The 25,764-nt window shown below is 41.3% G+C and carries 26 protein-coding genes and 1 pseudogene; 15 read left to right on the top strand and 12 right to left on the bottom strand.

Annotated features, from left to right (window positions below; translation table 11 throughout):
- Positions 1–13 precede the first annotated feature (13 nt).
- From RMY63_RS22160 to RMY63_RS22140, 5 genes are all read left to right on the top strand, one after another.
- Positions 14–1,192, top strand: a complete 1,179-nt coding sequence (locus RMY63_RS22160; RefSeq protein WP_322730779.1) for a glycosyltransferase — start codon at positions 14–16, stop codon at positions 1,190–1,192.
- Between the two features lie 30 nt (positions 1,193–1,222).
- Entirely contained in the window at positions 1,223–1,600 is a 378-nt protein-coding gene (locus tag RMY63_RS22155) for a 6-carboxytetrahydropterin synthase (RefSeq protein ID WP_322730778.1), read from the top strand.
- Between the two features lie 7 nt (positions 1,601–1,607).
- The gene (locus RMY63_RS22150; RefSeq protein WP_322730777.1) at positions 1,608–2,645 is read left to right on the top strand and encodes a glycosyltransferase family 4 protein; all 1,038 of its coding nucleotides are present in this window, start codon (positions 1,608–1,610) and stop codon (positions 2,643–2,645) included.
- A gap of 6 nt (positions 2,646–2,651) precedes the next feature.
- Positions 2,652–3,539 carry a hypothetical protein gene (locus RMY63_RS22145; protein ID WP_322730776.1) on the top strand — a complete coding sequence of 296 codons (888 nt, stop codon included), beginning with the start codon at positions 2,652–2,654 and terminating at the stop codon, positions 3,537–3,539.
- Positions 3,540–3,618: 79 nt separating this feature from the next.
- Positions 3,619–4,701, top strand: coding sequence for a 2-aminoethylphosphonate aminotransferase (locus RMY63_RS22140; protein ID WP_322730775.1), 1,083 nt, complete (start codon positions 3,619–3,621; stop codon positions 4,699–4,701).
- Between the two features lie 149 nt (positions 4,702–4,850).
- Here RMY63_RS22140 and RMY63_RS22135 read toward each other — a convergent pair whose 3' ends face one another.
- The 4 genes from RMY63_RS22135 to RMY63_RS22120 all read right to left on the bottom strand — a co-directional run bounded on the left by RMY63_RS22135 (position 4,851) and on the right by RMY63_RS22120 (position 7,314).
- Positions 4,851–5,204 carry a DUF5615 family PIN-like protein gene (locus tag RMY63_RS22135; protein ID WP_322730774.1) on the bottom strand — a complete coding sequence of 118 codons (354 nt, stop codon included), beginning with the start codon at positions 5,202–5,204 and terminating at the stop codon, positions 4,851–4,853.
- Position 5,205: 1 nt separating this feature from the next.
- A complete protein-coding gene (locus RMY63_RS22130; protein ID WP_322730773.1) occupies positions 5,206–5,544 on the bottom strand; it encodes a DUF433 domain-containing protein in 339 nt (112 codons plus the stop codon).
- Between the two features lie 406 nt (positions 5,545–5,950).
- A complete protein-coding gene (locus tag RMY63_RS22125; protein ID WP_322730772.1) occupies positions 5,951–6,406 on the bottom strand; it encodes a cupin domain-containing protein in 456 nt (151 codons plus the stop codon).
- Positions 6,407–6,534: 128 nt separating this feature from the next.
- Positions 6,535–7,314, bottom strand: a complete 780-nt coding sequence (locus tag RMY63_RS22120) for a cysteine hydrolase family protein (RefSeq protein WP_322730771.1) — start codon at positions 7,312–7,314, stop codon at positions 6,535–6,537.
- A 249-nt stretch (positions 7,315–7,563) separates the two neighbouring features.
- Between RMY63_RS22120 and RMY63_RS22115 the strand changes: the two genes are divergently transcribed.
- The gene (locus tag RMY63_RS22115; RefSeq protein ID WP_322730770.1) at positions 7,564–8,580 is read left to right on the top strand and encodes an iron ABC transporter permease; all 1,017 of its coding nucleotides are present in this window, start codon (positions 7,564–7,566) and stop codon (positions 8,578–8,580) included.
- 258 nt (positions 8,581–8,838) lie between these two features.
- Positions 8,839–10,236: an ATP-binding protein gene (locus RMY63_RS22110; protein WP_322730769.1), complete on the top strand. Its 1,398-nt coding sequence runs from the start codon at positions 8,839–8,841 to the stop codon at positions 10,234–10,236.
- Between the two features lie 120 nt (positions 10,237–10,356).
- Here the strand turns inward: RMY63_RS22110 and RMY63_RS22105 are convergent, their stop codons facing one another.
- The gene (locus tag RMY63_RS22105) at positions 10,357–10,572 is read right to left on the bottom strand and encodes a hypothetical protein (RefSeq protein WP_322730768.1); all 216 of its coding nucleotides are present in this window, start codon (positions 10,570–10,572) and stop codon (positions 10,357–10,359) included.
- 134 nt (positions 10,573–10,706) lie between these two features.
- Between RMY63_RS22105 and RMY63_RS22100 the strand changes: the two genes are divergently transcribed.
- Positions 10,707–10,856: a hypothetical protein gene (locus RMY63_RS22100; protein ID WP_322730767.1), complete on the top strand. Its 150-nt coding sequence runs from the start codon at positions 10,707–10,709 to the stop codon at positions 10,854–10,856.
- Positions 10,857–10,918: 62 nt separating this feature from the next.
- On the opposite strand, the gene RMY63_RS22095 is transcribed toward RMY63_RS22100, so the two are convergent.
- Together RMY63_RS22095 and RMY63_RS22090 are read right to left on the bottom strand one after the other, a co-directional pair.
- Positions 10,919–11,050 (bottom strand): hypothetical protein, encoded by a 132-nt coding sequence (locus RMY63_RS22095; protein ID WP_322730766.1) that lies wholly within the window; start codon positions 11,048–11,050, stop codon positions 10,919–10,921.
- A 317-nt stretch (positions 11,051–11,367) separates the two neighbouring features.
- Entirely contained in the window at positions 11,368–12,213 is an 846-nt protein-coding gene (locus RMY63_RS22090) for an SDR family NAD(P)-dependent oxidoreductase (protein ID WP_322730765.1), read from the bottom strand.
- Between the two features lie 287 nt (positions 12,214–12,500).
- Between RMY63_RS22090 and RMY63_RS22085 the strand changes: the two genes are divergently transcribed.
- The 7 genes and pseudogenes from RMY63_RS22085 to RMY63_RS22055 all read left to right on the top strand — a co-directional run bounded on the left by RMY63_RS22085 (position 12,501) and on the right by RMY63_RS22055 (position 19,040).
- Positions 12,501–13,394, top strand: a complete 894-nt coding sequence (locus RMY63_RS22085) for an alpha/beta fold hydrolase (protein WP_322730764.1) — start codon at positions 12,501–12,503, stop codon at positions 13,392–13,394.
- 125 nt (positions 13,395–13,519) lie between these two features.
- Entirely contained in the window at positions 13,520–14,578 is a 1,059-nt protein-coding gene (locus RMY63_RS22080) for a serine/threonine-protein kinase (RefSeq protein WP_322730792.1), read from the top strand.
- A gap of 219 nt (positions 14,579–14,797) precedes the next feature.
- A pseudogene (locus tag RMY63_RS22075) lies at positions 14,798–15,016 on the top strand (transposase); the annotation flags it as partial.
- Between the two features lie 85 nt (positions 15,017–15,101).
- On the top strand, positions 15,102–16,562 hold the full coding sequence (locus tag RMY63_RS22070; RefSeq protein ID WP_322730762.1) for a protein kinase domain-containing protein: 1,461 nt from the start codon (positions 15,102–15,104) through the stop codon (positions 16,560–16,562).
- Positions 16,563–17,245: 683 nt separating this feature from the next.
- Positions 17,246–17,605, top strand: a complete 360-nt coding sequence (locus RMY63_RS22065; protein WP_322730761.1) for a Mo-dependent nitrogenase C-terminal domain-containing protein — start codon at positions 17,246–17,248, stop codon at positions 17,603–17,605.
- A gap of 21 nt (positions 17,606–17,626) precedes the next feature.
- A complete protein-coding gene (locus tag RMY63_RS22060; protein WP_322730760.1) occupies positions 17,627–17,899 on the top strand; it encodes a cupin domain-containing protein in 273 nt (90 codons plus the stop codon).
- A gap of 394 nt (positions 17,900–18,293) precedes the next feature.
- A complete protein-coding gene (locus RMY63_RS22055) occupies positions 18,294–19,040 on the top strand; it encodes a creatininase family protein (protein ID WP_322730759.1) in 747 nt (248 codons plus the stop codon).
- 161 nt (positions 19,041–19,201) lie between these two features.
- Here RMY63_RS22055 and RMY63_RS22050 read toward each other — a convergent pair whose 3' ends face one another.
- The 5 genes from RMY63_RS22050 to rimI all read right to left on the bottom strand — a co-directional run bounded on the left by RMY63_RS22050 (position 19,202) and on the right by rimI (position 25,731).
- Complete coding sequence (locus tag RMY63_RS22050; protein ID WP_322730758.1) at positions 19,202–19,384, bottom strand: hypothetical protein; 183 nt, start codon at positions 19,382–19,384, stop codon at positions 19,202–19,204.
- On the bottom strand, positions 19,381–19,653 hold the full coding sequence (locus tag RMY63_RS22045; protein WP_322730757.1) for a hypothetical protein: 273 nt from the start codon (positions 19,651–19,653) through the stop codon (positions 19,381–19,383). Before RMY63_RS22045 ends, RMY63_RS22050 begins: the two co-directional genes overlap by 4 nt.
- A 188-nt stretch (positions 19,654–19,841) precedes the next feature.
- Entirely contained in the window at positions 19,842–21,884 is a 2,043-nt protein-coding gene (locus RMY63_RS22040; RefSeq protein WP_322730756.1) for an AIPR family protein, read from the bottom strand.
- Positions 21,885–22,049: 165 nt separating this feature from the next.
- Complete coding sequence (locus tag RMY63_RS22035; RefSeq protein ID WP_322730755.1) at positions 22,050–24,518, bottom strand: ATP-dependent Clp protease ATP-binding subunit; 2,469 nt, start codon at positions 24,516–24,518, stop codon at positions 22,050–22,052.
- A 658-nt stretch (positions 24,519–25,176) separates the two neighbouring features.
- On the bottom strand, positions 25,177–25,731 hold the full coding sequence (gene rimI / locus RMY63_RS22030; RefSeq protein WP_322730754.1) for a ribosomal protein S18-alanine N-acetyltransferase: 555 nt from the start codon (positions 25,729–25,731) through the stop codon (positions 25,177–25,179).
- Positions 25,732–25,764: the final 33 nt, after the last annotated feature.

Below are 25,764 nucleotides of genomic sequence, written 5' to 3'. Positions count from 1 at the left end.
CGGCCTCAAAACAATGAGCGTAGTAGATTGGATTCTAGCAATCTGGGCAGTAATTGCGTGCCTAGCGTGGTGTTTTACCTATTTCAGGGCGCTTTACCATTTCATGTCAATTCCTCTGCTCAAACAGTTCACACCTCAAGAACCCCAGTACTGGCCAAAGCTCAGTGTGGTTATTCCCGCCCGTAACGAAGCTGAGATGGTTGAGCAAGCAGTCACAACGCTGCTAACGCAGGACTATCCCAACATAGAATTGATTTTAATCAACGATCGCTCAACTGATGAGACGGGAAGCATCATTGACAAGATGGCGGCTCAGGATTCCCGCATTTTGCCAATACACATAAATAGTTTACCAGCAGGATGGCTTGGTCAAGTTCACGCTATGCACATTGCTACCCAGAAGGTTAGCGGTGAGTGGATGCTTTTGACTGACGCAGCGATTGACTTCCAGCCTGGTAGCTTACGCAAGGTTGTGGCGTTATGTATTGAACAGCAAATCGATCACCTGTCTATCCTTCATAAACACTACCAGCAGTCTTTCTGGCAACAGGTCTTAAATGCTGCCTTAGATATAGTCTGTTTACTTCAGCTCAAAGCTGCTGATATTGGCAAACCAGGTTCAGACAGATATCCTGGGACTGGAGCGTTTGCCCTGGTTCGCAAATCAGTTTTTGACCGCACTGAAGGCTTCAACTGGTTGCGGATGGAAATCTGCAATGACTTGGGCTTGGGTCTGATGATCAATCGAGCTGGCGGTAAGGCAAAGCTGATATTTGCCAAGGATGAGATTGGATTGACTTGGTACAAATCTTTACCTGCAATGGTGCGTGGTCTGGAAAAACATTTATTTGGCCTAATGGCTCAGTTTCGTTATTCAAAAATCATCCTCAGTGCTTTGAGTATTTGGCTGCTGATTATCGGCTGGGGAATTGCTTTTTTAGATCGTGACATTCCTTATTTATGGATTCTAGGCTTGGTTGCGTATTTATCATTAGTCCTTTACGCACTGATTAGGTGGATCAGACTCAAACTTGAGCTACTCCCCATCTTACTAATGCCCATTGGACAATTCATGCTCTCTATTATCTATCTGCGTTCAGCTATCCTTTGTTGGCAGCGTCAAGGTATAGTCTGGGCTGACACAATTTATCCTCTGGAATCTTTGCGTGCAGGTCAGCACGTTAAGCTTTAGAAACAAAACTAGTAATACAACACCATAATTATGTTTTCTGTTGCAGTAAAAGACCATATCATGATTGCCCACAGCTTCCAAGGGGAAATTTTTGGCCCCGCTCAAAAGCTGCACGGAGCAACCTATATAATCACAGCTGAATTTAAAGTACCATCATTGGATAAAGATGGCTTAGTGATTGATATCGGTCAGGCGATCGCAATTCTCAAAGAAGTGCTAGAACCGTTAAATTACCAAAATCTGGATACTCTTGAACAATTTAAGGGGATAAATACAACCACGGAATACATGGGTTATTATATTCACCAACAAATTAGCAAACAGGTAAGCTCTTTTTTCAAAGGCTCTCTCAAAATCACCTTAGAGGAAAGCCATATAGCTTGGGGAAGCTATGAAGCCGAGGTATAAACCAAACATGATCTATTTTATTCAGCCGAAATTAGATTTCATCTCAGGAGGCTCACTCTACAATGTAGAAATTGTCAAGCGCTTGGAGCAGGAAGGCAAAGGAGAGAATTTTTTTTATCCCTTAAATGGATCTGTTTCTGGGCTGATTGAACAATTGAGTGCTTTGCCCTCTAATTGCATCCTTGTGATTGATGCGCTCTACTTGACAATCCCTGAGTTCAATGCATCCTTAAAAGAATTTCTTCCCTATGCTGAACGAACTTACCTGATGCTCCACCATCTGGAGTCATTGAATACCTACTACTCAACTGAGGAAAAGAAAGCGCTCTGGAGTGATGAAGCCCAGTGGTTAAAAGCCATGAAGGGTATTATCGTTCCTAGTTTCCAATTGCGGAATTATATCTTAAGTGGTGGCATCGAAACAGACAAAATCGTAGTAGCATCACCAGGTATCGATAAGGCTCAAACTTGCCTGCCTAATTTTAAAGAGCGATCGCAAAATGAGCAGATAAATCTAATTAGCATAGGAACCTTCTATCGACGTAAAGGCCAACTTGAATTAGTAGAAATGTTAGCCCAGATGGAAACAAAGAATTTTAGGCTGCATTTGATTGGCGACTGCGAACAACAAGACTACAAAGATAAAACTCTGGCGTTAATCAAGCGTGCGAGATTACAAGATGCCGTCATTGTTCATGGTCGTCTTCCTCAAAAAACTATGTTGGAGTTGTTGTCCCAATCCGATCTCTATATCTCCGCATCTACCTATGAGAGTTATTCAATGGCTACTGCGGAAGCAGTTGCTTACGGGCTACCAGTATTAGCTTATGTAACTGGAGCAATTGGTGACTGGATTGAAGATGGAGTCAATGGCATACTGATTGAGTTAGGCAAGCAGGAACAATTTTTTATGGCGCTCTCAAGGCTGCTTACAAATCGTAATGAACTTAATCAATTACAAACAAATGCTTTGGCTCGCATCGCTAATTTATCGTTTAATTCTTGGGAGCAAACTTATAGAGATTTTTTACAAGCATTTAACTAAAGACTAATGAATCAAAACCAAAAATTTGCTCAATGGCTAGAACTTCGTATTGCCTATGATGCTAAAGCGCGTAACTTAAATGTGGAAACAAGCTGCCAAGAATATCTGCAAAAGCACAAGCATCTCAAAATTCTTGATTTGGGAGCGGGTACGGGAGCTAACTGCCGTTACTACTTTAGCAAAATTTCTCAAGAGCAGGAGTGGTTTTTGGTCGAACAAAATCAGGAACTTTTAGAAATCGCCTTTGATAGACTAATTGTTTGGGCACAGGAAAATGGATATGAGTCACAATTACAAAACTCAATATTAGTCTTGAAAAATCAATTTCATCAAATTACCATCCACAAAATTGTCGGCTCTATTTTGGATTTGGAGAATTTGATAGACTTAAATACTTTCGACTTAGCTATCGCTAATGCAGTATTCGATTTATTTAGCGAAAACCAGTTTCAGACATTACTCGAATGTTTGAAAAAGTATCAATTGCCGCTTCTCGCAACTATTAACTATACTGGCATGAATTTTATTCCTCAAACCGACAACGATTCATGCTTTATTAAATACTACCATCAGCACATGCAGCGCCATCAATACTTCGGCAGAGGGATGGGGCCTAACTGCGGTTCGTCTATGTGGGAGGCAATGAACCGTATTGGCATGAAGGTATTACAAGGAGAAAGTTCGTGGAAAATCAGTAATAACGATCCTGTCTTGATTGAGTTAATCTTAGGGTTTATGGAAGAATCGATTCCAGAAATTATTGAAGAAGCAACTTTACAAGATGAGCTAAACACCTGGTTGCTTAAAAAACAAGAGATGATTGCTCAAAATAAACTTAGTTGTAACGTCGCGCATCTAGATTTTTGGGGTTACTGGGAGGGTTGTATTACATAAACTTGATTAAGGATAAAAGCTCGGTATCAATCACCTAACTCCTAGTTTTCATCGATCTGACATCAACCACCATTTCCCAATGATTTTACTAAATCCCGGCCCTGTCAATTTGAGCGATCGCGTCAGAAATGCCCTGTTGCGTCCCGATTTGTGTCACCGTGAGGTAGAATTTTCTCAACTTCAAAGCAGAATCCGCGAACAGCTACTTCAAGTTTATGGTCTTGGAAGCGTTCGCTGGGCAGCAGTTCTCCTTACGGGTTCTGGTACCGCCGCAATGGAAGCGATGATCAGCAGTTTAGTCCCAAGTGATGGGAAATTGCTGGTAATTGAAAACGGTGTATATGGCGAACGACTTTCCAAAATTGCCAAAATCCACGGCATTGATTACATCACACTTTCCCATGCTTGGAATGCCGAAATAGATATCAAGGCTTTAGTCAAACTCCTGGATGAAAACGGCGACATCACCCACCTTGCTGTTGTCCATCACGAAACTACTACCGGTCGCCTAAATAATTTAGCGGAACTTGCACCAATTTGCCAAGAACGCGGTATCAAACTATTAGTAGATGCAGTCAGCAGCTTTGGTGCTGAGGAACTAAATTTTGCAGATTGGGGAATCACTGCTTGCGCTGCAACAGCGAATAAATGTCTGCATGGTGTTCCCGGAGTGTCCTTTGTCATCCTGCAACGGGATGCACTGCCGTCAGTAGACACCATCCCCCGCAGCTTATATTTAGATTTAGCAAACTATTGCCAGCAACAAGACCGAGGTGGCACACCTTTTACGCAATCAGTACAGACATTTTATGCTTTAACAGAAGCTTTGCAAGAAATGGCAGAAGCCGGAGGTTGGCGTACCAGATACAGCCATTACAAACAACTTGCCAGCTTAGTCAGAGACGGATTAGCCTCAATCGGAATTAAACCCCTACTTCCTCTTGGCAGTTCATCCGTTGTCTTGAATGCCTACTATTTACCAGACGGTTTCAGCTATGAAGAATTTCACGACCAACTGAAAGCACGAGATTATATCATTTATTCTGGACAGGGAAATTTAGCTCAATCTATCTTTAGAGTATCAACAATGGGAGCCATTACCCACGCTGACATGGAACGCTTTGTTGGCGTTGTTAAACAAATTATTTTAAAAAGACAGTAATTAGACCTGTCTGGAATATGAACTTGGTGGACATTGAGACAAAGCAATCTCTCAAAAATGCTCTAAATTTACCTATTCAGTTTTATGGCGATCGCCAACTTCATCAACAAGCCTGGGAAATCTTGAAATTGTTAGACTGCGCTGAGACTTTAACGGAGAGGGAGATATTGCACTTGTCCTTCCCATTCGCCCTCAAAACTTCCCTCCGCGATTAACAAGATATCTTTGATCGCCAATCCCACTGAGACGCTGCGACTAATCTCAAATACCCCTGGCATTTCTAACCCTGCCTGTACACGCTCGTAAGCATATCGAGTTATTGTTTCTACATCATGAGTTAATAGAACCCGACCCTGTTGCGCCGCCCATTCTAAAATGACTCGATCATCGGTTTTGGACAAACCTACATCCTGAACTCTAACAATATCAATCTCAGATTTTCGTCGAAGAATACCCCGAACAATTTGGTTGTTAAAGTTCTCGTCTGCTAAAAGGCGCAGCATTTCAACTCTGCCCTTGGTGGGTAAGTCTTGCCATCAGCCGTTCGCGTATGCCAATTGGATTGAAACGACGCTCATTTTCTTGACGAACTTCGATGCCACGATCCTGTCGAATTTTTAGATAAGCATCAACTTCAGTTTTCCGTCGCAGGTAGTAGCCAATCACCAAGTACACATCTGCAAGCTGAAGAGATGGATATTGCTCGACAATCTCTTCTGCTGTAACACCCTCCAAGAAGGCAGCGACCACAGTATCAAGGGTGACACGAGTATTACTAACACGCACAACGCCATCAGAATCAGGTGATAAAGGTATAGGATCAGTTGCTACGGTAAGAAACATTTTAGGTTACGGGAGACTGAGCTTTATCCACTAATTTAGCGCTTTTTCATCACTCCCATGAGAGAATCGCCAACTTGATCAACAAGGCAATCGTACAATAATTGAACTTCTCTGCTCAAGAACTGTTTGCCTCGACAGATACAGCAGTTTGCAAGTAGGTGAGGTACAAAATCTAGGACTCACGCATCAGATATAAAGAGTTTCTACTTCTTGTCTCCTGCCTCAAAACCCGTAGCTTTGTACTTCATGCAAAAGAAAACTGCTGTATAGAACTATGATTTGATTTCTGAAAAAACTCGTCCTCAACTCGAAAAGTGTGATTCCATATTCTTTACTCCCTACTCCCCACTCCCACCTACATAGATAATTTCAAAAATCAAATATGATTCCTATATTAGGAATTATTTTAACAAGGCATCAAAGCATCTAATCTCCCTAGTACTGCCATATCTTCTGCATCTAACTCCGACGGAATCCCACTGCGAATCAATTCCGAAAAGTCTTCATTGGGAATCATAACAGTCAACGTGTACAAGCGAGTAGAACCAGTATTTTTAATCAAATGAGTACCAGTGGGAGGCACTAATAAACTATCTCCAGCTTTGATCGTGGCACTCTTGCCATCACATATAGCGATCCCTTCCCCTTTGAGGACGAAAAACATTTCCACCGCCCACTGATGGCGATTTGGGGGTGTTTGTCCGCCAACATCAAAAATTTCTATGCAGCAAGTCAAAGAAGTATTAGCATTTGTCGAATCGAAGATAATTGCTAATCGATTAGAGGCGTCGGGACTGATGCGATATACTTGGTAATCTTTGCTAGATTTGATAACCGGAATTACACAACGAGTAGCGTACATTTATTTATCCCCTCTGAAGTTATCGATGGGTATGAAAATTCCTAAAATCTGAGTCCTGAATATTGAGTTGTTAGTTGTATCTCTAAATCACAAAATCACCTGTACAGACGCGATTAATCGCGTTTCTCCTACTCCTCACCCTTTTGCAGCGCTGTTAAAATTCCTTGCGAGTCAGTGACAAAACCGAAGCATTGTTTGACATTATATAATGTCGCCAGCCAACAATATTCAGGAGAAGTGGTAGCCGTGCAATCTTTAACCAACACGCAGTCATATCCTAAGAAGTTGGCATCACATAAGGTAGTTAGCACACATTGATCGGCATTTACACCAGCAAAAAATAATGTTGTCCTTCCCAAATTCCGCAAGATACTATCTAAGGGTGTATCCCAAAACCCACTCATGCGATATTTATCCACACGAATATCTTCGGGAATCTGTTCTAGTTCGTCTACTACTGCCGCAGCCCAACTACCTGCCATGAGTACTCTAGCACCATTGCTTGGTAGTGGATCGCCCAATCCCACACCTTCCCCAGTGGGATTATAGACGTGGCGCGAACTAGCACTAATATTGAGCAAGTCGGGACGATTCCCCCAATTTACCCAAATGACTGGAACACCAACTTCACGCAGTTCTGGAAGTAAGTTGTTCAAAGGTTCAATAGGCTGACGCGCTGGAGTTACGTCTACACCGATGTGTGCTAACCAGCCATCAGGGTGACAGAAGTCGTTTTGCATATCAATGACGAGGATAGCAGTTTTTGCCAAATCTAGGCGCAGGGTTTTAGTTTCTGTTGATAAAATAACGGGTTGTGGGGTCTTTTGAGGACGAGTGATATCTGCGATCGCATCATTCACTGTCCACGCATTTGGTGCAACTCCCAATGTCCGTAATGGTAAATTCATAAAATTCCAGTACCCAACACCATTTTCTATTTTGTAACTTGAAATTCAAGTCAAAATACAATTACTTAATCAAGGTTAAATGTTCCTGGATGTTAAGGGTAAGCCCGTCATTGAATACAAAGTCAGGGAAGTGAAGAAAAGGCAGCAAGAGCGCAAAAATCGAGAAACCACCGTAACTCACTGAAAGCTAACGTCACTGAACAAAGTGAAAAATTGCTAGGTGGTAAGCACATCCTTTCTAAAGCTATTATGACTAGACCATTTCAAACAATTTTTACTGAACACCGCGTATTTTGGGCTATTTTACTCTTTGGTACAGCATTGGTGGTAACACTAGCACTGTCGCTTTCTCAAGGAGCAGTACCTTTAAATATGTCGGAATTTTGGCAAGCCATTCTCCACAAAGGCGATCCGGTTAAACTGACAATTCTCTGGGATTTACGTCTGCCGCGCATTACGGCTGCGATCATTGTCGGCGCAGCTTTGGGAATGTCAGGAGCTTTGCTGCAAGGAATGTTACGTAATAGTCTTGCCGATCCATTTATTTTGGGCATTTCAGCAGGTGCGGGACTATTTGTAATTCTGATGATTGTCTGCCAAATATTCCCGATCGCAATTCCTTTAGCAGCATGGATGGGAGCAATTTTAACTGCTGCGATCGTAATTTTACTGGGTCGTTCGGGGCCGGGAATTTCTGTTGAGCGGTTGATTTTAGGCGGAGTGGCGGTGAGTTCTTTATTTGGTGCTGTACAAAGTACATTGCTGCTTTTAGCTGAAGATGGGCAAATTCAAATTGCGCTCAGTTTCCTAGTTGGTAGTCTGAATGGACGGGGTTGGCAAGAAATTGCTACGCCTGCACCTTATATCATCGTTGCATTGATCGGGGGATGCTTGTTGGCGCGATCGCTAAACATACTGGCTTTGGGAGATGATTTAGCTGTAAGTTTAGGGCTTTCGTTGACGCGATCGCGCCTATTAATTGGTGGTGTCGCCACTCTATTAGCCGCAGGTGCAGTCAGCATCAGTGGTTTGGTTGGATTTGTTGGTCTTGTTGTTCCTCACGGTGTCCGCCTGATTGTTGGTACAGATCATCGCTTTGTTTTACCACTTTCCGCCCTTGCAGGTGCATGGTTACTCACTTTTGCAGATTTACTCTCTAGACTAGGAGCAGTAGAACTACCAGTAGGTTCCGTCACTGCCTTGCTGGGTTCACCCCTGTTTATCTGGTTACTTTATCGTCGTTCTGCTGGGTTTAATAAATTTTGACCTATCAGACCGCTATCCATCCCCAACGTCTAGGCGGATCGGGTTTTCCGCAAATTCTGATAAACTGAGACTAAAGCCTTCTTCAACTATTTAAGCCAATAATTCTCCATAGGGAAACACAGCTAGCTGTATAACCCTACTTTCTTCTTAATCCCTCCTGCCCCCTGCCCTCCTGCTCCCCCTGCTCCCCCTGCTCCCCCTGCCCCCTGCTCCCTGCCCCCTGCCCCCTGCCCCCTGCTCCCTCAAGGAGGTTAATTGATGTTATGTGTTGAGGAATTAATTAACTTAGACCCATTTCAACAACTTCCCAAAGAGCGATTGCAGTGGGTTTGCGATCGCACTCAAACAGTTGAACTTTCTGCCACAGAAGTGTTGTCCCATGAGGGAGACCCTGTATGCCGCTTATTTATCTTAGTCAAAGGTAAAATCAACATCACCCGCCGCAGTGAAGGAGTTGAAATTCCCATAGGGCAACACGAAGCCCCATCCTTTTTTGGTGAAATTCCAGTACTCACAGATGAACCTGCACCTGTGACAATGCGGGCATTGACAAATTGCCACCTCTATGAAATGAAAGGAGAAGACTTCCGCAAACTGCTGCATGAATGTCGTGATTTTGAGCGAATGGTCTTCCGAATTATGCAAAGTCGTGTCCGGGGGCTAGAGTCTTTCATTCGTGGGCGGGAAAAGATGGCAGCTTTAGGAACACTTGCCGCAGGTCTAGCTCATGAACTCAACAACCCAGCCGCAGCCCTGGTTCGGACTTTAAAAGAAATGCCAGCCGCCATTTTAGAGTTACAACGAATGAACTTAGTTTATGGGCAACGCAATGTTGACGAAACCCATACTCAACACTGGTTAAAAGTACGCGATCTAGGCTATGATGCGATTTTGAATAATCGCCTAGATCCGGTGACACTAAGCGATCGCGAAGACATATTGCTGGAATGGTTAGAAGACTATGGTGTAAACCAAGCATGGAAATTAGCAGAACCTTTAGCGGAAGGTGGTGTTGAGGTTGAAACCCTAGAGCAACTCATGGAGCGTTGGCGCAACGACAACACGGAATTGCGAGAAATGGGATTGCATTGGCTAGCGCTTTCCTTTGAAGTCATGTCGATGATTAAACATGGTTTGCGAGGATCTGAGAGGATTTCCGAACTTGTGCAAGCGATGAAGTCTTATTCTTACCTCGATCAAGGCACTCAGCAAGAAGTTAATATACATCAAGGTTTAGAAGATACCTTGCGCTTGTTTGCTCATAAACTCAAGTGCGGTGTGCAAGTGCAACGCAATTACGATCAACATATTCCGAAAATTCTTGCCTATGGCAGTGAACTCAATCAAGTATGGACGAACTTAATTGACAACGCCATTGATGCAATGGAGGGTTTTGGACTGCTGGAAATTACAACACACCATTGCGATCGCTATGCCCATATTGACATTATCGATTCTGGCAGTGGAATTCCACCTGAAATAAAAACCCGCATTTTTGAACCTTTTTTCACCACTAAATCGGTGGGGCATGGTTCAGGACTCGGTTTAGAAACCGTTCGCCGGATTGTAGAAAATCGCCATCACGGTACGCTTTCATTTGAGTCGCAGCCAGGCAAAACTTGTTTCACTATTTGCTTGCCCTTATCGAATCAATAAGCAATGGAATTAGAGATGAAAAAAATGGAAACCAATGGTTCCCAAAATTTAGCAGCAAGTGAATATTTCCGTCAGACTTCTAGTTTCTTATTGGTTTCTACACTAGAATTTGTTTTGTATTTATAAATAAAATGTTGGGATAAAAGAGGTTTTTGGAGGTAAGGGTTGGGGATTAAGTGCTACCCAGTCAAAAGAAAATAACAAAAATCTACTACTAGGTGGTGGCAGTGGTAAAGTTGGTGAACCACCATTAATAGATAGAGCTTCAGTGTCTGTCAGTTCGATCTCTTGAAAATAGATATCTTCAATGACTATTTTTTTTGAGGTTTGCATCATAAGTTTAAGCTAAAATTTATATTCAGCTACCAAATAAATTGAAAAAAGTTGCCTTGAGTTATTTCATGACAATCTCTTAATTGCCCTCACAGAAATTTCTGTATGGATTAATTAGGGATTACTCCCAATACTGCTTGGTTAAGCCTCAATACGGTTCAGTTAAGGAAATTTATCCGTTGAGGCAGGCAGGGGGAGCAGGGGATGCAGGGGAAGCAGGGGGAGAAAAAAAAGCTTATCTGAACCGTATTGGGTTAAGCCTAACAAATCATTTCGATGTAGGTTAGGTTGAGGAACGAAACCCAATCTACCAATTTTCTTAACGCAGTAGTATTGGGATTACTCCCGATCAATTAATATCTGATGATTTTGGTGTTTTGGACTGTTGCTCGGAGTTAATAAATTCAGTCTTAGGTGGTTTTCCTATTGTATTAGGAGGTTGTTTTTTTGTTTTGGGTTGTGGTTTATTATTCTCGCTCATCTTAATTTATCTCCTTACTTAATAGCTTTAATTATTTGGCTGTTTTTAAGATTTCTTGCTTGGAGTTGGTCAAGCAAAAAGTTCAGTGAACGCAGTCAGTTTGTGTCCTGATGATTATGACTTCAAGCGATGTCATCTCAATTCCGTAATTCTATTGAAAATTTTGCTCCATTCTACATTGAATACTATTGTCAAAGAGGTAGATAGTGGAAAAAACTCCTTACTCTCTACCTCTTCTTAGTAAGCACTGTCGATCGCAAACCTGCTCATGGGTTAATCAACTGCTGGCTGTTTTGGCGCACACAGATGGTTAACATTCAACGAGCGGTATAGCCTCCGTCCATCAAGTAGAAGCTGCCCGTAACGAAAGATGCTCTGTTTGACAGCAAGAACGCCACCACATCCGCGACTTCTTCAGTGCGTGCAAGGCGACCCATCGGATGCGAGGCTGCCATCTGCGATCGCACTTCCTCCGGTACTTTGTGCATATTCGGTGTGTCTACATAACCCGGGCCGATGGCGTTGATTCGCAGCCCTTTGTCTGCATATTCCAACGCCGCCGCCCGCGTCAACCCAATAATTCCGTGTTTCGCGGCGGTATATGGACTGATGCCGGCGACACCGACCACGCCATTTGCTGACGACATATTGACGATTGCACCGCCGCCGCTGCGGATGATCGTTGGAATTTCGTACTTCAATCCAAAAAATACACTGCTCAAATCGGTAGCAATCACATTATTCCACCAATCGATTTCGTAATCCGCAGTGGTGACATTGTGGGGACCTGTAATGCCAGCGTTATTGACAGCCAGATGCAGTCCGCCAAAGCGACTCACTGTTTGCTTTACCATTTCTTCGACTGCTTGATGATTGCGGACATCGGTTTCGATAACGTGCGCCCGATCGCCGGAAGCATCCAAACGTTTAGCAACGAGCTGTGCGCCGTCTACATCAATGTCGGCAATCACGACTTTTGCTCCCATTTGAAATAACTTGACTGCGATCGCTTCTCCCAGTCCAGTCGCCGCTCCGGTAACGACAGCAATTTTTTCTGCAAACTCAGAAACTAAGTTCACTTCGTTGTTTGAATCCGCCGCCTGTTTGTTTTCGATTGTTTCTGCCATCATTTCGATGAGAATTTTGTTTCCTGAGATTTTCATCGAGTTTTGTGGTGATTTAAGGGACTTCTCTAACGCCCTACTCCATGACCACCTTGACCTCTTTAATACTAGTAATGGTACGGTTAGTTTTCTACTGTCTTTGGAAGGAGGTTTTGTACTAATTTAGACTGATTATGAATAGCGAGCGCGTTGTAAATAGAGGAGTTTAAGCGTTTTGAAAAGGCGATCGCTCTAAAGCAATGAATGTAAGTATTTGGTGATTTAGTCTAACTCTTTGCCTTCAGAAAATATTAATATATTTAAAGAAAGCTTTATTAATCTTAATAATGAGTATAATTACACAGCAGCTTACAACCCAAGACGCCTTTGAGAAATTCTTTTGGACTTGGCAGGGCTACAAAATTCAGTACACTGTCATGGGTACAGGACGCCCTTTAGTACTGGTTCACGGCTTTGGTGCTTCCATTGGACACTGGCGCAAAAATATCCCAGTCTTAGCTAATGCTAGCTACCAAGTATTTGCTATAGACCTTTTAGGTTTTGGTGGTTCCGATAAAGCGCCCATTGATTACAGCGTAGAAGTTTGGGTGGAACTGCTGAAAGATTTTTGCACAGCACACATCAAGGAACCTGCTATATTTATTGGCAACTCCATTGGCGCACTTCTGAGCTTGATTGTACTGGTAAAACATCCAGAAATTGCTGCTGGCGGTATTTTAATTAACTCTGCGGGTGGGTTGAGTCATCGTCCCCACGAATTGAACCCGCCACTACGGATTGTAATGGCAACTTTTAATCGATTTGTGCGATCGCAAATTACAGGTAAATTAGTCTTTAACCGCATCCGCCAAAAAGCCCAAATTCGCCGGACTCTTTACCAAATTTACCGAAACCGTGCAGCCGTCACCGATGAATTAGTTGATTTACTTTATACTCCCTCTTGCGACGCAGGAGCGCAACAAGTCTTCGCCTCCATTCTCACAGCTCCTCCTGGCCCCAGTCCAGAGGAACTTTTGCCGAAAGTAGAATGTCCTTTATTAGTAATTTGGGGTGCTGACGATCCCTGGACACCAATTACCGGGGCCAAGATTTACGAAAAGGCGCGGGAGAATGGCAAAAATATCAAAATTGTTCCCATTCCCAATGCCGGTCATTGTCCTCACGATGAGGTTCCAGATGTTGTCAATGCCCAGATTGTCGATTGGCTAGCGCAAAGGTAATAATTTCGCCTTTCTGCCGATATGTATTAGCCCAAGCAAGGTAAAAATGGGGCTAACAATCTGGGTGAGTGGATCTTAATCTTTGAATTGCGCCTTGACAGAATCAAAGTCGTATGGTACATAAAATGGAGCTTGATGTGCGTAATGGAGATAAAAGGGTAATTCCCTTAAATCACCATCCAGATTTTTCAGAACTTGGCTATCAAGTCATCAGCGAACTAGGACGCAACCGAGAAGGGGGACGGATTACTTATCTAGCTAATATCCTCAACTCTAATCAACAGGTAGTAATTAAAGAGTTTTGTTTTGCTCGTGCAGGTGCTGATTTATCAGGTGTGAAAGCATATCAGCGCGAAATTGAAATCTTGCAACAACTCAATCATTCCCGCATTCCTCGCTATATAGATTCCTTTGAAATGCCAGGGGCTTTTTATCTGGTACAGGAATATAAAAATGCCCCATCCTTGGGATTAAAACGCAGCTTTTATCCTGAAGAAATTAAGCAAATTGCTTTGTCAATCTTAGAAATTTTGGTTTATCTGCAAAAGCAAGTTTCTCCAATTATTCATCGGGATATTAAGCCAGAGAATATTTTGGTTGATGAAAAACTAAATGCTTACTTGGTGGATTTTGGGTTGGCTAGAATACAGGGTGCGAAAGTAGCTCTGAGCAGCTTTATAGCAGGAACTCCAGGTTTTATGCCACCAGAAGAACAGTTTGGTCATTCTCTGACAGAAGCATCAGATTTATATAGTTTAGGAGCAACACTAATTTGCTTACTTACTAATACCCGTTCTGTTGAGATTGGCAAATTAATTGATGATAACTATCGCTTTAATTTCCAGCAATTAGTTCCTCAAATCAGTCCGCGTTTCCGGTGGTGGTTGATGAAAATGGTGGAACGCAACCGAAAACGTCGCTATGCTAGTGCAGCTGTTGCTTTAAAAGCACTTGGGCCAACTGAGGTTGTTGGTAGTTCCACTAGGATAGAGAATTTCATCAGTACAATCAAACCTCAAAAACGAACTACTTTGTTGGGACTAGCTACTGTTGTTACACTAGCTGCGGTTGCAGGAACTTTGATAAGTTATCAGCCTGATAATACAGTTAGACAATTGTCGGAAGCTAGAGAATGCCAAAGTTTTGATTTAAGCTCAGATTGCCAAGAAAAAATCGGAAATTAAGATTAATTAGGTTGCATCTGGCTAAGGATTACAGCGTTTTTCAATTGAATAGACAACACGCGTAGGGGCAGAATATATTGTGCCCTTACAATTATGTATAAGTAAGTCGGCATAAAAAAACCAAACTATGTGAAGATAAGTAAATACGTAGAATATATCTACTAAGGTCACCAATACATCGGTGCTTCATAGGTACAGCAGTTATGGTCTAAATGGGAACAGATAGGGTTGTACATTTTCTTTGTGCCCAAATATTGCTCCGAAATGAATCCAATTGAATTGGAGTGGCAGCACCTCAAAAAAGATGAATTATCAGGACAAGTGTTTGACGATGAATTAGACCTTGCCTATGGGGTAATAAATGGTATTCAAGCCAGGGGAGAGCGAGGAAACTATACTACAGAACGTGTTAAATTTTACTCGAACCATTCTCCTTAACTTTTTGTTACATAACTATAAATTTTTCCGCCGACTTACTTAGTTTTGGGGAAAACTATCTTATGAATATCGCTTGTAATCTCCCATGACAATACAGCTGTTGAATGATCGCTATCAAGTTATCTGCACACTGGGTGCTGGTGGGTTTGGTGAAACCTATCTAGCTGAAGACACCTATATGCCTTCAAAGCGCCGTTGTGTGGTTAAACAACTAAGACCGATTCACAACAATCCCCAAATTTACCAGTTAGTACAAGAGAGGTTTCAACGCGAAGCAGCTATTTTAGAAGAACTCGGTGGCACAAATGACCAAATTCCGGCATTATATGCCTACTTTTCTTCAGGTGGACAATTTTACTTAGTTCAAGAATGGGTTGAAGGCGATACCTTAACCGCAAAAGTCCAGAAGCAGGGGCTATTTAGTGAAGGCGCTGTTCAGGAATTATTCATGAATTTATTACCAGTCCTGGATTACGTTCACTCTAAGCATATCGTTCACCGGGATATTAAGCCGGATAACATTATTGTGCGTTATCGGGATGCTAAACCAGTGCTGATTGATTTTGGTGCTGTGCGGGAGTCAATGGGAACAGTAGTAAATTCTCAAGGCAATCCTACCAGTTCGATTGTGATTGGTACACCGGGCTATATGCCGAGCGAACAAGCCGCAGGTAGACCAGTTTATTCTAGTGATTTATACAGTTTAGGAATGACGGTAATTTATTTGCTGACTGGTAAACAAGCGCAACAACTAGAAACCGATTCCCAAACGGGTGAAATTGTCTGGCGGCAATATGCCAGTCATGTTAGCCCAATTATGGCAAGAGTAATCGATCGGGCGATCGCTTATCATCCACGCGATCGCTACCCTACAGCCAGAGCAATGCTAGATTCTTTGCAGAGCATAGCAAATCCAATTCCACCAACGCAACCCCTCTTGACTCAACCAACTGTAGTCTCTGCACCGCCACCTCAGACAGCACCTGTTAAACCACAGCCTAGCTCTCAAAGTAGCAATGGTCAGAATAATATTCTCATGGGCAGTTTGATTGCAGGTGGGTTAATTGGTGCATCTGTGATTATTAGTCAAGTGTTACCAAAATCTTCTCAATCTACAGCAGACAAAACAGTATTACCTTCAGAAACACCGTCAAATGTTACAAGCCCCGTGGTGGAAACTCCCAAATTTACACCAACTACCCCATCTGTTCCAACTCAATCACCTTCCTCGACTACATCAATACCGCCAATTGATACCACGACTCTCAACAATTATTTCTGGCTTTCTCAAAGACTTGTAACCGATGCAGATTTGAATGGTAAAAGCGGTTTTGAACTAGATATTATGCGAAATTCGATTTTTGCCATTCATGGCCGCCGTTTTGATAATATTGAATTGCAAAATTACTTTAATAACCAACCTTGGTATCGTCCTACATATTCACCAAAGACATTTCCACCTAAATTGCTGTCAAAATTAGAGCAACAGAATGTAGAATATATCAGCAAATATCAGGCTAATACTGGGTTAAGATATTTTAAATAATAAGTTTTTCATCATCAGGGAGTGAGGATTGAGGAGAATAACCAATACTTTTCTACAAGAGGCTGTGCTAAAGGTAAAATCTCACGGTGAGTAGTTGCACAAAGCTGATTATAAAAACTGTAGAATTACTCAGTACAAGTGCCCCTTGCTCTTGTATAAGTCCTTACATTAGTTTTGACTTATCAATCGATTTATGGCTACTTATTAGATAATATCTAGGTTAGCTTGTGTAGCATATCAGACAATTTTATGGATATTCAATACCCTAAAATCGAAAGATATTAGGGGCTAATCCTAGCGAAATGTATGTTGAGTCAGAACAAAACTGTGTTTGTGTACCATAAACTACATCTCTAGATACTAGTCAGTTTCCGAACCAGGCATTTATATATAATATATAAGATTGTTATTTTTAAGATTAGAAATCCATAAGTTAAAGAAATGCCATTTTTATATTTTCTTTGTTATTTTGTATTTAACGGGACAGTTCTTCATGATTTGGTGGGCTTAAATAACAATTAGTTAAACCATTTCTCTTCCCAAAGATGCATGTAAATTGTTTGCATTATGCTTACTTTGCTTCTTAATCTACAAGCACAGTGCAAATTGACTAAACATATTACATGGTGATATTCTCAATCGGCAAATAGTTCATATTCACAAGGAAAACCTTGCCTAAAACTATGCTTAAAACACAGAATCAGCGTATTTTTCTGCCTGCTTTTATTAAACCTTTAGAAGAAAAGAATCAAGCAGGTAGTAAAAAGCAATTTGCTCAAACCAAATTAGATTTACTGCAACCATTACGTAAATGGCTCGATAAAATTGAGATTCAGAATCGGAAATTAGCTAGATTTATTGCTAAATTAATTCCTGCCCAGTGTCCATTTGAGCGTGATCTCATGCTTTTTGGTCGCAAAATAGGACACATTCCGCCAATGTGCAAGCTGAATCCCCTTTATAACGAACTTGTCTACTTGCGTTTTCGCGCTTTGTGTTATCTAGTAGATCAGTGTGGAGAGGATATTCAATCTTACTGCTGAATATAACTAGTAAAAAACAATATGGAAATTAAAATTGAGCATCAACCCAGACAAGAATATCTCAATGAATTAGGTGTATTTAAATGGGAAATTTGGAAAAAGGAAGTTTCAAAATTCCCTTGGACTTATGATTCTCAAGAAACTTGCTATTTTTTGGAAGGTGACGTACTTGTTACTCCTGATGGCGGAGAACCAGTGCAAATGGGTAAGGGTGATTTAGTGATTTTTCCCGCTGGTATGTCCTGTACATGGGAAATTACAAGGGACGTAAAGAAGCATTATTACTTTGAGTAGTCAAAAATCAAAATTGATCAACTTTTTTTCTTGATTATCCAGAAAAGCAACATTTCATAAATCAATTTTGATTTCTATCATCGGAAGGTTTGCAGCGAGTATCGTAGGCTAAAATAGCAGAATCAGTAAATTGCTTATATCCATCTCTGTCAAAACTTGTTGCAACTCCGTCGCCTAAACAATATTAGTAGAAATAGATCGCTGATTATCTCCAAATTTGGCAGTAAACAAAGATCCCCGACAACTTTTGCGAAGTCGGGGATCTTGTGCTATTACCAGCACAGAAAATTCAGAGAGTTCATAATCATGTTAGTGGGAGTTTAGTTACAGAATATGCTGTTTAGCAGCAAAAGGTTTGATCCCACCGCAATTTTATTGAGGAAAATCATTAACAATGTTACTGCATTTAAGTACTTGGCAAGAAGTCGAAGCTTATTTACAGCAGTCAAAGGGGATTATTTTCCCTATTGGCTCCACAGAACAACATGGGCCAACAGGGTTAATTGGTACTGATGCTATTTGTGCAGAAGCGATCGCAGCCGGTGTGGGTGATGCAACTGGTGCGATCGTTGGCCCTACAATCAATGTAGGGATGGCACTACACCATACTGCTTTTCCTGGCTCAATCAGTCTGCGTCCCAGCACTTTAATTCAAGTAGTGCGAGATTATGTAACTTGTTTAAGCAAAGCTGGTTTTAGCAAGTTCTACTTTATTAACGGACACGGTGGTAATATTGCTACCCTCAAAGCTGCTTTCTCAGAAACTTATGCTCATTTGGAAGATTTGCAGATTGCCAATGCTCAACAGGTGCAATGTCAAGTGGCAAACTGGTTTATGTGCGGTTCTGTATATAAGCTAGCTAAAGAATTATATGGGGATCAAGAAGGTTCTCATGCAACGCCAAGCGAAGTCGCCCTAACTCAATACGTTTATCCAGAAGCGATTAAGCAAGCACCCCTTTCACCAGAAGTTGCAAGCGGACATAGGATTTATAGCGCTGCTGACTTTCGAGTGCGTTATCCAGATGGACGCATGGGATCAAATCCAGCTTTAGCAACACCAGAACATGGTAAGCAATTTTATGATTTAGCAGTGAAAGAACTTAGCAATGGATATTTGGAATTTGTGAACGCAGAATAAAACTTATGAAAATACATTGTAGAGATGCGGGTAAAATCGTGTCTCTGCATCAAATATCTTGCGAAAGGTTATTAAATATCTGGTGAAATTAAAAAATATACGTTATCCAGAATCCTTGTAGAGATGCCTTAACGTGGTGCAGCGTTCGCGATAGCGTCTCGCTAGATTTGCAGGTGCTCATACAGTAAAGGTAAACCCAATAAAACAACTGCTTCTGGTGGTAGACAAAGGTAATCTGTAAAACCTGTGTCTATAACAAATTCAATAGTAAAATCTGGTAGATTTGGCAGTCGAAATTGTACATTAACGGTTGCGTGTGCATCCTTGACAATACCAGAAATCACTGCGAATCACGCTCCAGAAAACCACAGAAAGAAACAGCAACTTTGTAACCAATGCGAATACCATATAGTCGAGCAAATGGGTGTTTGTTACGTAAATATCGTGCTGATTCTATACCTATTTTGTCAACTGCATATTCACCTGTTTCTATATCAATAATCACCATCTTACCGATGTTTTCTTCTTGCTCTACTTGTTGACGAATGCTGTTTTCATATAGTTCTTTCGCACGTCGTGCAACTTCTTCGCGGCTTAAAAGTATGGCTTGCACGTTCTTGCTCCTTAATTCCTGCTTTGTATTGATTTTATCTCAACATCTCAACATATAACTATGTGCGTTAGCAAAGTTTGCCGTAGGCATCCAGCTAAATTTCACAATTGGGATAAAAACGAAAATCTATGTAAATTAGTTTGAGGCACGAAACTCAACACTAATATCAGATTAGTTAGGCTTGTTGCTTAATCTATTAATTCAACATTTGTTGCAAAGTTGGATCTGTCATTATTCCCCATTTCAAATTTGACGTTTTTATTGGAAACTAACTCTTTGATATCTCCTTTGTAAGCACGATTATCAAAGTATACATTTTCATATTGGTATCCACGTTTAATGAAACCGTACCAATGCCCATTTTCCTGTTTTATTCTGAAAATCGTTCCTTTATAAACTGTTTCAGCATCTTTTTCAGTTGTTGGAACTTGATTTTGAATAAAATGCTCACATGATTGTTGGATAAGCAAATCCGTGAATTCCTTATTATCTTTGATACTAAAACGGCTTCTACTTTCAGTCCATAGATTTTGTGTTGTATCAAACATATACAATACTTTGCCTATTTGATTTTTAAACTGAGGTTCTTTCAAAAAAGCTAATAGCTTATCACAATAGGAATCTAAGGCTCTTGATTTTATAAGTTGTTTGGGAGGAAATTCGCCAACGCTATACTTGAATATTAGATAAAGATGTGCCTTATATGGTCTGTACTTCTTATCAATCCATTCTTCTCTAAAATATTTCTCAAATATGTACCAAGTTAGAGTACAGATGTAGTATGGGCAGGGGCTATGATCATCTCTAAAAATCTTTCTTTTTTCTTTTTCTCCGGCATATTCTTCTAGCAATTTGGCTTCGTGTCTGTGGGAAGCATGAGGAGAATTTAAAAACATACCGACAAATGCTTGAGTTAAAATCCTCAAATTGACTATTTGCGTTTTATTTATAAGTGGGTCATTGTTATATTGTTTTGCACGTCTTTCATAATAAATTTTTACATCATTTTCAAATGCAAGAAAAAATGGCTCTAAAGTTTCTTGATGAAAAGGAAGCGTGGCCTCAAAAGCTTCGTCTAAAACTTGATTTTGCTTATTTGTCCCTCTAACTATTTTATTAGATATACTCAAGTTTTCTGTAGAGATGAGTCTTACAAGTAACTGTGCTTTTTTAATATTTGAAGTATTTTTAAGATTGAAAAGAGAATTACTTGTTTGACACCCATTAACAATTTGAGGATTCTCAATTTTAACTAATTTGTCCCGAACTTGCTCAAAATCACTACAGACTATAGTAATACCATTATTGCACAGCAAGAACATTTCAGGGCTATCTGTTATCGTTTTTTCAATTTCACTGTTTACTGCTCCATTAGCACCTAAATAATCACGAACATTATCATTGAATAAAGAGCGGCGCAATGTTCCATCTTCTTTTTCCAAAATTTTCAGAAATTCTGAAGCATTACAAGTAAAGGCATAAGCTTTTTTAACGTCTGCTTTTGAGTCTACAATTAGAGGGAAAATATCAATAATATTCATTTGGACTTCAAACTTATTTTCCAATTCTCGGCAAAATTTAATCAGTTGCCTTCCACCTATAACGTTTACTTCAACATTGCCAAAAAAATATCCACCTTCTGTAAGTTCTTTCTTAAGCAATTTCAGGTTTCCCTTAAAGTTTTCATCTGTCGGTTCTGTTCCAGTGCTAATATAGTAAAGATAAATACTTGGATTTTTCTCAAGTTTTGAAATTATTTTATTGTCAGAATAGATAAAGTTTTTAATATCTCGAAATTCTTTAATTTTACTATTTTCTGTCAAATAACCATCTGAAAAAAAGTTTTTTACACCCGTTCCAAAGGTGGTAAATTCTGAAGTATCAAACTTTGTCTGCATTTTGGACTGAATAAACACAAACTCAACATTGATTTTCTTATTTGCTTGGGTAATTTGGCTTACTTCATCACTATTTCGCACTAATCTATCATTAACCTTGATTCCTATTCCATCTATACCAGTGTCGTAACCACCACCGATACAGACAAAATCTAACAATTCTGCATCTGCTGTAAAAATATCCGGGTAATCTAAACTTAACAAAACATAATTTACAAATTTTTCAAACGCTTTTGCATCTTTTTTTTTGTCTTCTTCAGAAGATGCAGTAGTAGAAATTATTTCAAATGCTTGTTTGAAATTATTGAAATGACCTCTTAGAATAGGTTCCATTATGATTCTCTCTATGTGAGTAAGCCAGAATAGTCCAGTATAATAACTACACCACCAAATGCAAAGTAGGTGTTGTTAATTTTTTAATACAAAAAACGGTAGAGCAATTAATACTCTACCGTTTTCTAATTTTTTATTTGAGACTTAAATCCCAAACCCTAAATCTTACTCAACACCTTGGGGTAACAATTCCCGACGCTGTTGAGAACTAACTTGCACAACGCCATTCTCATCCACATCAACTAAGGCTGTATCACCATCCTTAATGCGACCAGACAGAATTTCTTCTGCTAGGCTATCTTCTAGCAGGCGCATAATTGCCCGACGTAATGGCCTTGCGCCGTAGCTGGGACTGTAACCTTCAGTGATCAAACGATCCTTGAAGCGATCGCTAACTTCTAAGGTGATACCCTTTTCAGTAAGACGACCAAATACTTCCTTGAGCATAATTTCGGCGATTTGGGTCACTTCAGGCTTGCTCAACTGACGGAAGACAATAATTTCATCGAGTCGGTTGAGGAACTCTGGACGGAAGTACTGCTTCAATTCTTCGTTCACCAAGGAGCGAATCCGGTTGTAAGTTGACTCGCTAGCATCTTCGGAGAATTCAAAGCCGATACCGCTACCGCCTTTTTCAATTACCTTAGAACCAATATTGGAAGTTAAAATCAGCAAAGTGTTCTTGAAGTCCACCGTGCGACCTTTGGCATCAGTTAACCGACCGTCTTCCAAAATTTGCAGCAGCATATTGAATACATCGGGGTGTGCTTTTTCGATTTCGTCGAACAACACCACGGTGTAAGGACGCCGCCGCACGGCTTCAGTTAGTTGACCACCTTCGTTATAACCAACATAACCTGGAGGGGAACCAATCAGCTTGCTGACGGTGTGACGCTCCATGTATTCGGACATGTCTAAGCGGATCATCGCTTCTTCGGAACCGAAGAAGTAAGCAGCTAAGGATTTCGCCAACTCGGTTTTACCTACACCAGTCGGTCCAGAGAACACAAAGCTAGCGATGGGTCGATTAGGATTCTTCAAACCGACACGAGCGCGACGAATTGCCCGTGAAACTGCTCTCACAGCTTCATCTTGACCAATTAAACGCTGATGCAAGGTGTCTTCCATATGCAGCAGCTTTTCAGATTCAGATTCGGTGAGTTTGTTCACCGGTACCCCAGTCCAAGAAGCGACAATGTGGGCAATGTCTTCTTCTGTAACTACAGGTTCTTCATGTTCAGTGCCAGTTGCATTGGTCTTGCTTTGAGCGATCGCCCGGATTTCAGCTTTGATTTCCATTTCGCGATCGCGCAATTCCCCAGCTTTATCAAAGTCTTGAGAGCGCACCGCGTCATCTTTTTCTTTTAATATCTGACGCAGTTCTTTGTCTAACTCTTTGGCTGCGGGTGGCAGCTGGGAGTTAATCAAGCGCACTCTCGAGCCAGCTTCATCAACTAAGTCGATGGCTTTATCTGGAAGGTAGCGATCGCTAATGTAACGATCTGATAACTTCGCCGCCGCTACCAATGCTTCGTCGGAGATTTTCAGTTTGTGGTGTTGCTCGTAGCGTTCGCGCAAACCATATAAAATTTCAATTGTTTCATCAACTGTAGGTTCGCCAACCATTACTGGTTGGAAACGCCGCTCTAGCGCTGCATCTCGCTCGATGTGCTTCCGGTATTCATCTAGGGTTGTAGCGCCGATGCACTGCAACTCACCTCTGGCCAAAGCTGGCTTGAGGATATTCGCTGCGTCAATCGCACCTTCTGCCGCACCTGCACCAATTAAGGTGTGTACCTCATCAATCACGAGAATGACATTACCCGCAGAGCGGATTTCATCCATGATTTTTTTCAAGCGTTCTTCAAATTCACCCCGGTACTTGGTTCCTGCTACAAGTAAACCAATATCCAGCGTGACAACGCGTTTATCTTCGAGGATATCAGGGACATCTTTGGTGGCAATGCGTGAAGCTAAACCTTCAGCGATCGCTGTTTTACCAACCCCTGGTTCCCCAATCAGCACTGGGTTATTTTTGGTTCGGCGACCCAATATTTGAATCACCCGCTCAATTTCTTTGGCGCGTCCTACCACTGGATCGAGCTTATTGTCCATCGCCATTTGGGTCAGGTTTGAACCAAATTCATCCAGAGTCGGGGTTTTTGTGCGCCCGGATGAACCGCCTGGTGAAACTTCGGCAGTTTCTCCCAACATCCGAATGACTTGAGTTCTTACCTTAGATAGATCCACACCGAGGTTTTCTAGCACTCTGGCTGCGACGCCTTCCCCTTCGCGGATTAGGCCCAACAGCAGATGCTCGGTGCCAATGTAGTTATGCCCCAGTTGGCGTGCTTCTTCCAAGGAGAGCTCCAAAACTCGCTTTGCCCGTGGCGTAAACGGAATTTCCACGGCCACAAAGCCCGATCCCCGGCCTATAATTTTTTCAACTTCAATCCGAGCATCTTTGAGATTGACGCCCATTGATTTCAGCACCTTCGCGGCCACACCGGTGCCTTCACCAATCAGACCCAAGAGGATCTGCTCAGTGCCGACAAAATTGTGGCCTAAACGGCGGGCCTCTTCTTGGGCCAGCATGATTACCTTAATGGCTTTTTCTGTGAAGCGCTCAAACATGGCTTTATCCCATCATCTGCGGTCGTGCCGGTATGCTGATTTTAGCACAGGCAAAGCTTTTGGATGCCTGTATAACAGATTATAGACATCCTGAAGCTATGACTTGAGTTGATAGGCTAATTGTTACTATTGACTACTTTTATCTAGCTAGTGTACTGAGGAGCTTTAGTTCACCAGCATTTTTGGGATTTATTACGAATAGCTAATTGCTTAAATTAAGGGTTTCTTGACTCAATCCCAAACATTTATTTATAACATATATATTTCTTAATATCAAGCAAAAATAATTTATATAATATATTTTTATAGTAAAACATTTTTTGTTCAAATATTTAAATTTAGATTAGTGTAGCAAAGTTGCATTTTTTTGCTGAGGCTGATCGCAAGCCTCAATAATTCAAAATTAATAATCCCTAACACTTAAACCAATTCGCAATTCGCAATGACGCTCGTTCGCCCTTGGCGTCTCCCCTTCTCCCAAAGGGAGAGGCTAGCGCCAAGGGAGAAGACTCGCTACCGCTTCGCTAACCCAATTCGCAATTCGCTTTTTCCGTGTTGTAACGGGGATAAAGACAAGAGCCACAACACTTGTGGCTTGATAGAAGCCGGGGATTTAAACCTTTACACTTTATTAAAATAATTCATAATTAATTACGAATTACGAATTAGTTAAAAAGTGCCAAGAGGATTTGTCCAGGCGATCGCTGACAATGGAATACCACTGGTCTAAAGTTGCTTGAAATTTGGGGTGTTGTAAATCTGGTAGCCAAAGGATTAAAGCGTCCTCATCGTTATCTTGGTAGTAACGCCGCCGCCGCCCTGCTGTTTTGAAGCCAAATTTTTGATATAAAGATATAGCCCCCAGGTTGGAAGCTCGCACTTCCAGGGTAGCTCGCTCCATTTTGCGATCGCAAGCTGTCTTAATGAGTGAATATAATAAAGCCTGTCCCAAACCTTGACGGTGATATTCGGGATGAACCGCCAAAATTGTAATGTGAGCTTCCTCTAAAATTGACCAAAAGCAACCCATCCCCAGCAGTCTCGAATTATAGACAGGAGAGAATAAACCCAGCAAATCGCTGTTAGGACTGTCCAACTCTCGTTGGTAGCCCTCCATTGTCCATAGACCACCAAAACAGGCTCGATCCAGTTCTAACAAGGCACTCAGATGTTCTGGGGTGAGTAATTTAATTTCTAAGTCTAATGAAATCACATTTATTGAATAACGTTACAAACCCTTTGTAAA

It is taken from the genome of Nostoc sp. ChiQUE01b, assembly GCF_034531255.1.
Lineage (GTDB): Bacteria > Cyanobacteriota > Cyanobacteriia > Cyanobacteriales > Nostocaceae > Nostoc.
The sequence above is the reverse complement of the archived record's forward strand: the minus strand, read 5'-3'. Positions and strand labels throughout refer to the sequence as shown.